This is a genomic window from Streptomyces coeruleorubidus, assembly GCF_008705135.1.
Lineage (GTDB): Bacteria > Actinomycetota > Actinomycetes > Streptomycetales > Streptomycetaceae > Streptomyces > Streptomyces coeruleofuscus.
Genome location: NZ_CP023694.1, coordinates 5,465,718 through 5,478,266 on the forward strand (window position 1 = coordinate 5,465,718; position 12,549 = coordinate 5,478,266).

The following is a 12,549-nucleotide window of genomic DNA, read 5'->3' on the forward strand; positions in this document are numbered from 1 at the left end:
GGATGGAGGGGACGATGAACGACTGGACCGACCCTCCTGGAGACCACCGGACGGGGCGGGACCCGAGAAGGGTCCCACCCCCGTCCCTCCTGGCACCACCGCCGTCGACCCGCACGGCCCCCCTGCCCGGCATGCCCTCGCCGGCCGTGCCCGGCCGCTACGACAGCAGCGGCCACGAGCGCGGGCGGCGGGGCGGCGGCAGCAGGAACCCCCGGCGCCGCGCCGGAAAAGGCCGCCGGTTCGTGCGGACCGCGGCCGTCCTGTCGTCCGTCCTGCTGCTCGCCGGTGCCGGTACGTACGTCTGGGCCGACACCCGGCTCAACCAGCAGGTCGACCTCGGCACGCTCTCCGGCCGGGTGCCGCGCGGCGAGGGCACCAACTACCTGGTCGTGGGCTCCGACAGCCGCGAGGGACTGTCGCCGCGGGACCGGGAGGAGCTGAACACCGGCTCGACCGAGGGACGCCGTACCGACTCGGTGATCCTGCTGCACACCGGGGCGAACGGCACGACGATGCTCAGCCTGCCGCGCGACTCCTGGGTGACCCTCCCGCCGTACGTCGATCCCGACACCGGCCGGAGCTACCGGGCCGCGCCGAACAAACTGAACGCGGCGTTCTCGCTGGGCGGGCCCGATCTGCTAGTGCGGACCGTGGAACGCAACACCGGCGTGCACATCGACCACTACGCGGAGATCGGCTTCGCCGGTTTCGTGGGCGTGGTGGACGCGGTCGGCGGCGTGGACCTGTGCCTGGACAAGCCCGTACGGGACAAGGACTCCGGCGCCGACCTGCCCGCCGGCTGCCAGACCCTCGACGGCGCCGAGGCGCTGGCCTTCGTACGGCAGCGCAAGCAGGAGGCGCAGGGGGACCTGGGCCGCACCCGCAACCAGCAGAAGTTCCTCGCCGCCCTCGCCCGCAAGGCCGTCACCCCGTCCACCCTCGCCGACCCGTCCAAGACCTTCCCGACCCTGCGCGCAGGCCTCGACACGCTCATCGTCGACGAGAGCACGGAGCTGCCCGACCTCATGTCGCTGTTCGAGGCCATGCGGAAGGCCGCGTCGGGCGGGGGCAGACAGCTCAACGTGCCCGTGGCCGACCCGGACCTGCGTACGCCCCAGGGCAGCGCGGTGAAGTGGGACGACCGGCGGGCCCGCGCCCTGTTCGCGGCACTGCGCGAGGACCGGCCCCCCGGCTGATCAACCAGTCTTGGCCCCACGGGAGTTGAAGCCGTCCAGTGGCTGCATCAGTGACCCGTATCCCGTCGCCGACCACACGCTCCGCCCGGCCGGGAGCTCGAAGTAGGGGACGGTACGGCCGTCCCCGGCCCTGTCCGTGAGCACCTCCGGGGCGCGGCGGTCCCGCAGCGCGTCCGCGCAGTCCTGGCACACCGCCACGTCCAGCCGGTCCCGCCGGCCCAGCGGTCGCCAGCCGGTGCGGAGGGCGGCACGGCCGTGCAGCGGGTTGAAGAAGCAGAGGGGCAGGCCGGGTGAGCCGGCGAGGGCGTCGCGGCCCTCCTGGGTCAGGGCCAGGACGCCCGCCAGGTCCGGCACGCCCCGGGCCTCGTCGAGGACCCTGCCCGCGGCCGCGTACGCGTCGAGGGCGTGCTGGAGACCGGGTGTCGTGGAGACACCGGCCGCCTGGGTCGCCTCGCCGAGAGCCAGCACCTCCGCTTCCGCCCGCCGCCGCAGCTCCCTCTCGTCGGCCGCGCGGGCCGTGGCGAACACCAGCTGGGGAACGGCCGGAACGGCCTTGCGGGAGCGGAGCAGGGCGCGGGTCGCGAGCGCCGCCAGGGCCAGAGCCGGTACGGCGGCCAGGGGCCACAGCCACCACCGCGAGTCGCCGGGCTTCCCGGGTTCCGGCTTCCGTGCGGGGGCGGCGTCGTCCAGGTCCTTCATCGCCTCTTCGTACCGCTCTGTGCCCTTCCCCTCCGCCACCAGCTCCACCGCCTTGGCGGTCAGGTCGGCCAGCCCCGCGTCCCGCGTCTCGTCCAGGAAACCGACGGCGTCCACGGCGTCCTCGGCCTGGTGGGTGTCGGCGGGCCACTCGTAGCCGTTCAGGGAGTCCGGGAACTCGCCGTCCGTCGTGATGAGGATCAGTTCCCGCTCGTCCGGGAGCCGGTCACGGACGACTCCGGCCAGGACGTCGGAGTCGCCGTCGAAGGCGTCACCTTTCGTGTGCGGCGTGAGAACGACCTTGATCGGCAGGCCCGTCCGGCGGATCCGTTCCGCCAACTCCCGCTGCCGCGAGGGCGGTACGGCATCGGCGTAGGCCTCGTCGACGTAGACGGGCGAGGTGCGCAGGGCCTCGGCGATGCGCTGCCCGGCGCTCGGGGCGTCGCCGTCCCCCGCACGGGCCGGGGTGGTGGTGAGCGCGACGAGCAGCAGCGCCGCGAGGACGGTGACAACGCGCTTGACGTCAGTGGACACCTGCGGTCTCCCTCACCTTGCCGATGAGCCGGGCGATGCCGCCGGGTACGGCGGTCAGCGGGCCGTCGGTCGCGTCGTAGTAGGGCGGTCGGCCGCCGTCTCCGGACGCGGAGCCCGGCAGCCTCAGCAACCTGCCCGGGATCCCGCTCGGTTGGGCGATGGCCGTGTCGCGGCAGGGCTCGCAGACGGGGAGCAGGCGCCTGCGGTTGCCCTCCGCCGCCTCCGCCGATACGCGTACGTGGTGGCGGCTGACGGCGGGCCCGTGCAGCGGGTTGACGCCGCAGCACAGGTCGTTGGTGTCGCCGGTGAGCGCGGCCCGGCCCGCCCGGGCGAGTACGACGACGGCGGTGAGGGTCGCGGGATCCGTGCCCGGCCTCGGGGCCTGGTCAGGGTCGCCGTCCAGGAGGAGCATCGCCGCGTCGAGGCAGTCCCAGGCGCGGGCGTGCCCCTCGGAGTTGGTGATCTCTCCTGTCAGCGCCGTGAGTTCCGCGTGGGCGGTGCGGCGGAGGTAGGACGCCGACGGCTCGGTCGGGGAGGTGACGGGCAGGAGGCCGGCCGGCTCGGGTTCGGGTGAGCGCCACCGTCGCAGGGCGGTCACGATCCACATCGCCCCGGCCACGACCCCGGACAGCAGGAGTGCCAGGACGGCGCCCACGAACAGGCCGGGCCAGAAGTCGGTGGCGAAGAGGGGCGGGAGGGTGTCCTCGTCGGCGGCCCTCGGGGCGGCGGCCGGTGCGGGTTCCGATCCGGGCCGGTCCGTGCGCGGGGTCTCGTCGAGGAAGTCCATCAGCCGGTCGAGACGCTCGCCGAGGAGGTGGTCGTCGGCCTCGTCCGCCCTGCTGTCGCCGAACGTGACGGAATCCGGCAGGTTGAAGGACAGGTGGTTGGTGTCCCGGCGCAGGCCGTGGTTGTAGAAGTCGATCGTGCCGTCGCCGGGGTCGGCGACCACGTACAGCCCGTCCTCGCGCACCTTGGCGTGCACCGCCGCGGCGAACAGCATCGAGTCACCGGCCGACTCGCTCTCGGGGGTCTGCGGCACCACCGAGACGAACACCGGGCCGCCTCCTGCGGAGCGCCGGAAGCCCCGGATCCGGTCGTGCAGCCGGTCCAGTTGGCGGGCGTCGAGCACCCGCGGGCTCTCCGGATCGGCGTACACGGGATCTTGCTTGAGGCCCGCCGCCACTCGTTCGACGCGGGCGGACAGGTCGGCGGGGGTGGGCGGGGGAGCCGCGCTCGACCTGGTCTGGTCGAAGACGGCGGGGGCGGTGAGGGCGATGGCGGCGGCGGTGAGGACGGCCGCACCAGGGATGACCCAGCGGGGGATGCGCCGCTCGGCCCCGGAACGCCGGCGGCGGCGCCCGGCGTACCCGGCCGTCAGCAGGATCAGCAGGGGTACGCCGGTGAGCAGGATCCCGGTGAGGAACGACTGGTTGCGGCGGTCGGACGGGCCGATGTACAGGTCGGCGGGTCCGTCGTCCGGGTACTTCTCACGCGCCGCCTCGGCACGGGCCGCGGCCTTCTCCCCGCCCAGGGCGACGACGTCGACGAAGCGTTCGAAACTGCGCAACGGCCCCGCATCGAAGGGAAGTTCGTACTGCGCGACGGTCGAGGCGGCGTCGGCCGGCGCGCGCACCCCGTAGGCCGTGGCCTCCGCGACCTGGGTGTCGTCGACCAGTACGTACAACCCGTCCCGCCCGAGCCTGTCGTGCACCGCGCCGAGCAACTGCCGGCCCTCGACGCTGCTCTCGCCGGGCAGGACCAGGACGTAGGTCGGGACGCCGGTCTTCTTCGCCAGCCTCCCGAAGTCGGGGGCCGTGGACCGGGGGATCTCGCGGGGGAGTTGGTCGGTGACGTAGACCGGGTCCTGGCGGAGGCGGTCGGCGAAGTACGCGGCCTGGGTGACGGGAGCGCTGTCCGCCGCCCGGGCCGGCGTGGCGGTTGCGAAGAGAGCCGTTCAGCGAGCAGAGGGCGAGGAGGAGCAGGGGGAGGACGCGGGCCCGATGGGGGCTCGATGCCCCCAATATCCTTATCCGTACTGCGTGTTCCTCGCTCGCCGTGCCTGTTCTCACCGGTGTGCCCCCCGACGGTTTGATCGCTGTCCGGGGCGCACTTTACTCGGGGCTTCGCGAGTGCTACAGATCGCCGCCGGTTGCGAATCCGGTACCCGGCGGTTCAGCCCAGCTTCGCGTTCTGGGCCTTCACCACCGTCGCCGGGAGTTTCGCGTCGCCCGGCCTGTCCTGGACCATGGCCATGCCGTCCACGGAGACGTAGACGGCCATGACATCGCCCTTGCGGACGGCCTGGGCGTGCAGGGTGTGGGTGATGCCCTGGAAGGGCATCGTGGCGCGGAAGGCGAGTGACTCGTCACCGGCCTTCGCCACCGGCTCCTCGGCGGTGAGGGAGTCGTACGTGACCTGGCCGTTGGCCTTCGCCGTGAAGCCGTCGCCGCATGACTCGACGCCCTTGGCCAGTCCGGCGAACGCGGCCTCGGCCTTGCCGGGCGCGTACGTCGTGAGCGTGATGTACGTGAACTCGTTGCCCTGCGGGACATAGTGGGTCAGGTCGCCCTGCGGCTCGCCGACGGGCAGCTGGTTCGTCGCGTAGGCGGGCTGGGCGCAGGCCGGCTTGTCGACCGTGACGTCGTCCGGGGACTTGGCGAAGACGTACTTGTCGTCCCCCTTGTCCCTGGAGGTGGCCTTCACGTCCAGCCCCGGCACGTCGGCCTTCGTGATCATGAGCTTCGCGAGCCGCTCGGCCGGTGTCGCCTGCTTCGCCCGGGTCGCGGTGGGCCGGGGCTCCCCGGTCGCCGTGTCCGAGTCGGCGCTCCCGCCGCACGCCGTGAGGGACAGCAGGGACAGGGTGGAGACGGCGAGCGCGGCTCGCTTCATGGGGCACTCCTCGTGGGGGACAAAGCGAAGATCATGGCACGGCCACGCCGGTATCACGTGAGTGAATCGTGTGGGCCTCATGGCCGGTATGTGACGAAGACCCCGGCGGCCGTACGCCCGCCCACCAGGCGTCCCCCCGTGCCTAATTCGCTCCCGCACAGCAAAGGGCCTGTCCGCGTGCCGCCATCAACGGGTTTGTCCAGCCTTGAAGTTGCAGATGAGTAACGGTGCGCGTGGTGAGGTGTGTGACGCCGGACGCGCCTTGAGGGGCTTATGTGCGGCTGATACGGTGCGATGGCTTGACACTCACCCCCAGTGCTGGCTATTCGCCCAGGTGGGGCGGGTACGTCCGGCCCGTCCCGCATTTTTTCGTGCGGGAAGGTGCGGGTGAAGTGTCCACTTTTGAAGGCAAATTGACAGACATAATCTTGGGTGTACGGGGAGCGGTTGCGTGAAGATCCAAGAGCGTACGGGGGCGGGCGCCGGTCGTTCCGCCGCTCCGGCTCAGCCGTCGGTCGGTGACCGGCTTCCCACACCACCTCGCGAGCGCAAACCGGCACTGGCCGCGCTCGCCGTGCTGCTCATCCTGGTGGGGGCGCTGGGGGCGACGATGCTCGTGCTCCAGGTCGGGGACCGGGTCGAGGTCGTCAAGGTGACGCGGGACATCCAGCAGGGCGAATCCGTCACCAGTGACGACGTGACTTCCGCGCTCGTGGCGGCCGACGACAGCATCAACTACGTCAAGTGGAACCAGCTGAGCGCCCTCAAGAACCTCAAGGCACGGACGACGATCTACAAGGACACCGTCGTCATGGGCCAGATGTTCGGCGAGGAGGGCGGCGTCGCCGCCGGCAAGTCCACCGTCGGACTCTCGCTCAAGGCGGGGCAGTACCCGACCGGGCTCCAGCGGGGCGACACCGTCGCCGCCTACCGCGTCAGCGCCGACTCGGGGGCCGGCAACAGCAACAGCGGCTCGTCCTCGTCGGCTGCCGGTAACTCCGTCATCGTCGACCAGGCCCAGGTCACCTACGTCCCGGACGCGAAGAGCTCCGGCGACGAACTCGTCAGCAGCACCAACCTGGCGGTCACCCTGACCGTCGACAGCGACAAGGCCGCCGACCTGGCCCAGGCCGCCTCCAACGGCGAGGTCGCTCTCGTTCTCGTCTCCGGTAAGTCCGGCAACTAGAAGGCGGCACCCAACCCATGGCGCTCATCGCTCTCGCCGCCGACAAGGGTTCCCCCGGCGTCACCACCGCGGCCGTCGCCCTCGCGGCGGTCTGGCCGCGGCGCGTCCTGCTCGCCGAGACGGACCCGGCGGGCGGTGACCTCGTCTACCGCAGTGCCGCCGCGCACGGCGGACCGCTCAACCCCAACACCGGCATGCTGTCCATCGCCGCGACCGCGCGCCGCGGCCTGGTGCCGGACCAGCTCTGGGACCACGTACAGCCGTTGAGCGGGGGACTGGAGGTGCTCGTCGGGCTCGGTATCGCCGAGCAGGCCGCAGGCCTCGCGGGGCTCTGGCCCACCCTCGGACACGCCTTCGCCTCCCTCGCCGACTCCCCGAACGCCGCCGCCGACGTCATCGCCGACTGCGGACGCATCAGCGGGGACACCCCTGCCGTCGAGCTGTTCCCGCACGCCTCGCTCGTGCTGCTGCTCTCCCGCACCGAGCCGGAGGCGATCGCACGGGTGCGTGACCGTGCTGCCGCCCTGGCCGGCAAGCTGCACGGCGGTCCGCGGGGCGCCGCGAGCCTGGCCAACCCGGTGATCGGTGTCGTCCTGATCGCCGACACGGGCAACGCCGGCAAGCTCGCCTCGCAGGTCAACGACATGCTCGTGCACGCCCAGACCGGCGCCCGCGTGGTCGGCACCATCGCCGACGACCCGGCCGGTGCCGACCAGCTCGCCGGCCGCAGGCGCGGCCGTCTCGACAAGTCGCTGCTGATCCGCACGGCCCGCAAGGTCGCCGCCGACCTGTACCAGCAGTACGGCGCCGCCTGGGCCGCCTCCGCCCAGGCGAACCAGGCCCACCAGGTTCAGCAGGCCCACCACGTCCAGCACAACCACCCGGGCCAGATGCAGGGCCACGCGGGGGCCGGCACATGACCGCTGTCGACCACCAGTTGGTCAAGCGGTTCCGCCAGGACGCCGGCGACCGCATCGCCGAACAGCGCCGACAGGACCAGATCAACAACGTCACTCCGATGTCCACGGAGGACGAACGGCAGTACGCCCGTGCCGTCATAGCCCAGATCCTGGAGGAGTACGCCCGCGCCGAGATCAACGCGGGCCGTACGCCGCTGGACGCCGAGACCGAGGAGCAGTACGCGGCCGCCGTGCACGCGGCCCTGTTCGGCGTCGGCCGGCTCCAGCCGCTGCTCGACAACCCCGAGGTCGAGAACATCGACATCAACGGGTGCGACCAGGTGTTCGTCGGCTACGCCGACGGGCGCGAGGTGAAGGGCGATCCCGTCGCCGAGACCGACGAGGAGCTCATCGAGCTCATCCAGGTCCTCGGCGCCTACTCGGGCCTGTCCTCCCGCCCCTTCGACTCGGCCAACCCGCAGCTCGACCTGCGGCTTCCGGACGGTTCGCGGCTGTCCGCCGTCATGGACGTCGCCCGGCGCCCCGCGCTGTCCATCCGCCGCGCGCGCATGGGCAAGGTGTTCATCTCCGACCTCGTCGGCAACGGCACGCTGACCCCCGAGGTCGCCCACTTCCTGGCCTGCGCGGTCCGCGCCCGCAAGAACATCATGATCGCCGGCGCCACCAACGCCGGTAAGACGACGCTCCTGCGCGCCCTCGCCAACGAGATCCCGCCGCACGAGCGCCTCATCACCGTCGAGCGGGCCCTGGAGCTCGGGCTCGACACCTTCCCCGACCTGCACCCCAACGTCGTCGCCTTCGAGGAGCGCCTGCCCAACTCCGAGGGCCAGGGCGCCATCTCGATGGCGGAACTGGTGCGACGCTCGCTCCGTATGAACCCCTCCCGCGTCATCGTCGGTGAGGTCCTCGGCGACGAGATCGTCACCATGCTCAACGCGATGTCGCAGGGCAACGACGGCTCGCTGTCCACGATCCACGCCAACAGCTCCAGCGAGGTCTTCAACCGTATTTCCACCTACGCGTTGCAGGCCTCCGAGCGGCTGCCCATCGAGGCCAGCCAGTTGCTGATCGCGGGCGCGGTGAACTTCGTCGTCTTCATCCAGCGGCGCAACGACTTCGGCAACGGCGGCCGCCTCCAGCGCATGGTCACCTCCGTCCGCGAGGTCAACGGCGTCGACGGACGCGTCCTGTCCAGCGAGGTGTTCGCGGAGGCCCCCGACGGCCGGATCGTGCCGCACGCCCCCCTAGCCTGCCTGGAGGAACTGATGGCACACGGCTACCGGCCGTCCGGGACCTGGGGGTGAGCCGGGGATGAACACGACTCTCGCAGCAATCGGCTCGCTCGGCTCCATGGGCGGCCTGTTCTCCACCACCGTCCTGTACTCGATAGGAAGCGGCGTCGCCGTCGGCGGCGGCCTCGCCCTCCTCCTCGTCGCCGTGCGCGGACTTCCCGCCAAGCCCGACCACGAGAAGCAGAAGGCCGCCGAGCGGGCGAGCGAACTCATCCGCTTCGCCGGCCAGCGCGGCTCGCTCGCCGCCATCGTCGGCCTGGTCGTCCTCCTCCTCACCCGCTGGGCGGTGGCGGGCATCGCGGCCGGCGTCCTCGTCTTCTTCTGGGACCGCCTGTTCGGCGGCGCCGGCGAGGAGCGGGCCGCCATGCGGCGCGTGGAGGCCCTGGCGTCCTGGACCGAGTCGCTGCGCGACACCATCGCCGGCGCGGTGGGCCTGGAGCAGGCCATCCCGGCCTCGGCCCGCGCCGCCGCCCCGGTCCTGCGCCCCCACCTCGACGCCCTCGTCGACCGCCTGCGCGCCCGCACCCCGCTGCCGGAGGCGCTCCAGCACCTCGCCGACGAGATCGACGACGCCTCCGCCGACATCATCGTCGCGGCCCTGATCCTCAACGCCCGCCTGCGCGGACCCGGTCTGCGCCAGGTGCTGGGCGCGCTGGCGAAGTCGGCGCGCGAGGAAGTGGACATGCGGCAGCGGGTGATGGCGCAGCGGGCGTCCACGCGGCGATCGGTGCAGATCGTGGTCGCCGTCTCGGTGGCCTTCGTCCTCGGCCTGTCGATCTTCAACCGTGAGTTCGTCGAGCCGTACGGCTCCCCCCTCGGCCAGGTCGTGCTCGCCGGCGTCTGCGCCCTGTTCGCCATGGGCTTCTGGTGGCTGCGCAAGCTGTCGGCCATCGAGACGCCCGAGCGCTTCCTCGTCCGGGACGAGTCGTCGATCCAGTTCGTCCGGCCCCGCACGCCCGCGCAGCAGCCGCTCCAGCAGGAAGAGGGGGTACGACGGTGAACGACCTGACGATGCCGATCACGGTCGGCGCGGTCATCGGCCTGGGCTTCTACGTCCTCGTGCGTGCCCTGATGCCGTCGAAGCGCAGCGCGATCTCCCAGGTCGCGCGGATCGACGCGATGCGGGCGCGCGGCTCGGCCTACGAGTCCTCGCGGCGGCAGGCGGACACCAGCCGGTTCGGCTCGCTGCGGGCCGAAGTCGGGCAGCGGGTCGCCGAGTTCTACCTCCAGCAGGGCTGGGAGCAGCGCTCGCTGCGCGCGGACCTGGCGGTCCTGGACCGCAGCTGGGAGAAGTTCCTGGCGACGAAGGTGCTGCTGGGGGTGGCGGGCCTGTTCTTCGGCCCGTTCCTCTTCGCCATCGTCTGGACGCTGGCCATCGCCGACAGCCCGATCATCCCGGTGTGGCTGGCGCTGCTGTGCGCGGCGGTCTTCTTCTTCCTGCCCGACCTGGAGATCCGGCGGGACGCGGCCAAGAAGCGGCGCGACCTGCGGCGTGTGATCGGCGCGTACCTCGACCTGGTGTCGATGAGCCTCGCCGGCGGACGCGGCCTGCCCGAGGCCCTGATGGCGGCGGCCGAGATCTCCGAAGGCTGGGCCAACCAGCGCATCCGCAACGCCCTGTCCGACGCCCGTATCACCGGCGTCAGCCAGTGGCAGGCACTCGGCCAGCTCGGCGAGGAACTGGGCGTCGAGGAGCTCAAGGACCTCTCCGCCTCCCTGGCCCTGGTCGCGGACGACGGTGCCAAGGTGCGCGAGTCCCTCGCCTCCCGGGCCGAGACCATGCGGCACCGCGAACTCGCCGAGATCGAGGGCAGCGCGGGCGAGAAGTCCCAGTCGATGCTCGTCGCCCAGCTGCTGCTGTGCGCCGGCTTCCTGGTGTTCCTGATCTACCCGGCGGCGATGCGGGTGTTCCAGGTGTGAAAGCTGCTCGCCCATCCGACTGCCCACAGAATCAGCTGAGTTGAGAGGACAACCCCCATGAACGGACGCAACTTCCACACGGGCATCCCGGCGGTGGACTTCCTGGTCGTCTTCCTGCAGGGCCGCGTGGAGCGTGCCCGGTCCGGTGAACTCGACCGCGGTGCCTCCGCCGTCGAGTGGGTCATCATCTCCGCCGTGGTGGTGGCGATCGTCGGCGTCGTCGCCGCGATCATCAACCGCGCGCTGGAGGGTGGTGCCGAGAAGGTCGAGAACTGCATCAACGGCGCCAACCAGAGCGGCACCTGCTGAGCGTCGTACGGACAACGGGGTTGACGGGGTTGCACGTGAGCGTGGGCAGATGGGTGCGCCGCAGGGCGGAAGCCGTACGGAAGTCGGCGGCCACCCGCGGCGACTCCGGCATGACCGCGATCGAGTTCGTGCTGCTCACCCCGGTCCTCTTCTTCATGATCTTCGCCACGGTGCAGTTCGCGCTGTATTTCTTCGCCGACCACGTGGCCCAGGCGGCGGCCCAGGCAGGCGCCCGCAAGGCCCGCGCCACGGCCGACGAACAGCCGGGTGCCTGGCGGGGCGAGGCACGGGACGTGGTGGACAGCTACATCAGACAACTGGGCCCCAAGCTGGTGCTCTCACCCGACGTGGAGCTGCTCCAGCCGGAGCAGAACACCGTGGGCGTGGAGATCACGGCACGGGTCCCGACGGTGTTCCCCGGGCTCGACATGACCGTGCACGCCCAGTCGGTCGGACCGGTGGAGCGGTTCGTGCGGGATGAGGGGAACTAGGTGAACGTCTCTTCCCTGCGGGACCGCCGGTCCGCGGTCGAGGCCTTGCGGGGCGAGGAGGGCCTGTCCGCGGCCCGGGACGACCGAGGCCTGTCCACGGTCGAGGTCGTGATCCTCGCGCCGGTGATGATCCTCTTCATCCTCGTCCTGGTGGCCTTCGGCCAGATGGTCGAGGGACGCGGAGCGATCGACGGTGCCGCACGGGACGCGGCCCGGGCCGGATCGCTCCAGTGGGATGTCGGCAACGCCATGGCGGAAGCGCGCAAGGCGGCCCAGGCCAACCTCACGGACGTCTGCACGGGCCCGGTGACCGTCACCAAGACCAGCGCGGGCTTCGCCGACGCCGACCTGTTCACCGTCGAGGTGAGCTGTCAGGTCCGTGGTCTCGCGATGGTCGGCCTGGACATCAAGACCCGGATGTCCGGATCCTTCACGGCACCGCTGGACCCGTTCAAGAGGAAGGCGGGCTGAGGGAGTTGAACATGCCCTTCCAGACCACCGCCCTCCGCACCTGGCTGTCGTCCCGCCGAGAGCGGCTGGACGACCGAGGCTCCGGCGCCGGCGCGGTCATCATCTTCGCGCTCGTCTTCATCTCGCTCTCGGCCTTCGTCATCGACGGCGGCCTGTCCATCTCCAAGCGGGAACGCGCCGCGGACATCGCCGAACAGGCCGCCCGCTATGCCGCCCAGGACATCGACCGCGAGGCCCTCTACGAGAACGAGGGCGGCCCGGCCCCGATCAACTTCGAGAACTGCAACGCCCGCGTGAAGACCTTCGCCCGCGAGATGGACATGACGGGCCCGGACATCGCGGCGACCCACTGCGTGGCGGCGAACGCCGAGGAGGTACAGGTCGAGGTGCAGCTCACCTACTCCCCGGTTTTCACGGGGATGTTCTACGGCGGTGACGTGGTCGTCCACGGGCAGGCGGTGGCGGAGAACGAGGTCGGGTGAGCGGTCACCACTGCGGGTGAACCCCCAGCCGGTGCCGTTGCTGTCAACGTCGCTCGCCGTTGGTTCGGGCATGAAACGGTGGATCAACTCTGCCCTTGTGACCGCGTTCGCGGGATCACTGATGCTGACGGCTGTGTCTGCCGCCGACGCGGTGGCCAGCTCG

Annotated in this window: 13 protein-coding genes; 10 read left to right on the forward strand and 3 right to left on the reverse strand. The window is 71.4% G+C overall.

The window, feature by feature from the left end:
- Positions 1-14 precede the first annotated feature (14 nt).
- Entirely contained in the window at positions 15-1,196 is a 1,182-nt protein-coding gene (locus CP976_RS25305; RefSeq protein ID WP_150482431.1) for an LCP family protein, read from the forward strand.
- Here the strand turns inward: CP976_RS25305 and CP976_RS25310 are convergent, their stop codons facing one another.
- From CP976_RS25310 to CP976_RS25320, 3 genes are all read right to left on the reverse strand, one after another.
- Positions 1,197-2,426 (reverse strand): hypothetical protein, encoded by a 1,230-nt coding sequence (locus CP976_RS25310; RefSeq protein WP_150482432.1) that lies wholly within the window; start codon positions 2,424-2,426, stop codon positions 1,197-1,199.
- Complete coding sequence (locus CP976_RS25315) at positions 2,416-4,137, reverse strand: hypothetical protein (RefSeq protein WP_229876215.1); 1,722 nt, start codon at positions 4,135-4,137, stop codon at positions 2,416-2,418. Before CP976_RS25315 ends, CP976_RS25310 begins: the two co-directional genes overlap by 11 nt.
- A gap of 461 nt (positions 4,138-4,598) precedes the next feature.
- A complete protein-coding gene (locus CP976_RS25320) occupies positions 4,599-5,315 on the reverse strand; it encodes a hypothetical protein (RefSeq protein WP_150482433.1) in 717 nt (238 codons plus the stop codon).
- Between the two features lie 451 nt (positions 5,316-5,766).
- On the opposite strand from CP976_RS25320, the gene CP976_RS25325 reads away from it, so the two are divergent.
- Genes CP976_RS25325 through CP976_RS25365 form a run of 9 tightly spaced genes read left to right on the forward strand, consistent with a single transcriptional unit; the run spans position 5,767 to position 12,386 of the window.
- Complete coding sequence (locus CP976_RS25325; RefSeq protein WP_150482434.1) at positions 5,767-6,501, forward strand: SAF domain-containing protein; 735 nt, start codon at positions 5,767-5,769, stop codon at positions 6,499-6,501.
- Positions 6,502-6,518: 17 nt separating this feature from the next.
- Positions 6,519-7,421: a hypothetical protein gene (locus tag CP976_RS25330; protein ID WP_150482435.1), complete on the forward strand. Its 903-nt coding sequence runs from the start codon at positions 6,519-6,521 to the stop codon at positions 7,419-7,421.
- Positions 7,418-8,725, forward strand: a complete 1,308-nt coding sequence (locus CP976_RS25335) for a TadA family conjugal transfer-associated ATPase (protein ID WP_086841629.1) — start codon at positions 7,418-7,420, stop codon at positions 8,723-8,725. Before CP976_RS25330 ends, CP976_RS25335 begins: the two co-directional genes overlap by 4 nt.
- A 46-nt stretch (positions 8,726-8,771) precedes the next feature.
- Positions 8,772-9,713, forward strand: a complete 942-nt coding sequence (locus tag CP976_RS25340) for a type II secretion system F family protein (RefSeq protein ID WP_167537574.1) — start codon at positions 8,772-8,774, stop codon at positions 9,711-9,713.
- A gap of 11 nt (positions 9,714-9,724) precedes the next feature.
- Positions 9,725-10,633 (forward strand): type II secretion system F family protein, encoded by a 909-nt coding sequence (locus CP976_RS25345; RefSeq protein WP_150485497.1) that lies wholly within the window; start codon positions 9,725-9,727, stop codon positions 10,631-10,633.
- Between the two features lie 57 nt (positions 10,634-10,690).
- Positions 10,691-10,942: a hypothetical protein gene (locus CP976_RS25350; protein WP_086600464.1), complete on the forward strand. Its 252-nt coding sequence runs from the start codon at positions 10,691-10,693 to the stop codon at positions 10,940-10,942.
- Positions 10,943-10,971: 29 nt separating this feature from the next.
- Entirely contained in the window at positions 10,972-11,433 is a 462-nt protein-coding gene (locus CP976_RS25355; RefSeq protein WP_373304914.1) for a TadE family protein, read from the forward strand.
- A 45-nt stretch (positions 11,434-11,478) separates the two neighbouring features.
- The gene (locus CP976_RS25360) at positions 11,479-11,904 is read left to right on the forward strand and encodes a TadE/TadG family type IV pilus assembly protein (protein WP_150485499.1); all 426 of its coding nucleotides are present in this window, start codon (positions 11,479-11,481) and stop codon (positions 11,902-11,904) included.
- Between the two features lie 11 nt (positions 11,905-11,915).
- Positions 11,916-12,386, forward strand: coding sequence for a TadE/TadG family type IV pilus assembly protein (locus CP976_RS25365; protein WP_150482437.1), 471 nt, complete (start codon positions 11,916-11,918; stop codon positions 12,384-12,386).
- Positions 12,387-12,549: the final 163 nt, after the last annotated feature.

Excerpts from the sequence above, each read along its gene's own strand:
- CP976_RS25330 (WP_150482435.1), top strand. The coding sequence starts at position 6,519 with ATGGCGCTCATCGCTCTCGCCGCCGACAAGGGTTCCCCCGGCGTCACC.
- CP976_RS25365 (WP_150482437.1), top strand. The coding sequence starts at position 11,916 with ATGCCCTTCCAGACCACCGCCCTCCGCACCTGGCTGTCGTCCCGCCGA.
- CP976_RS25340 (WP_167537574.1), top strand. The coding sequence starts at position 8,772 with ATGGGCGGCCTGTTCTCCACCACCGTCCTGTACTCGATAGGAAGCGGC.
- CP976_RS25350 (WP_086600464.1), top strand. The coding sequence starts at position 10,691 with ATGAACGGACGCAACTTCCACACGGGCATCCCGGCGGTGGACTTCCTG.
- CP976_RS25320 (WP_150482433.1), bottom strand. The coding sequence starts at position 5,315 with ATGAAGCGAGCCGCGCTCGCCGTCTCCACCCTGTCCCTGCTGTCCCTC.
- CP976_RS25305 (WP_150482431.1), top strand. The coding sequence starts at position 15 with ATGAACGACTGGACCGACCCTCCTGGAGACCACCGGACGGGGCGGGAC.
- CP976_RS25335 (WP_086841629.1), top strand. The coding sequence starts at position 7,418 with ATGACCGCTGTCGACCACCAGTTGGTCAAGCGGTTCCGCCAGGACGCC.
- CP976_RS25345 (WP_150485497.1), top strand. The coding sequence starts at position 9,725 with ATGCCGATCACGGTCGGCGCGGTCATCGGCCTGGGCTTCTACGTCCTC.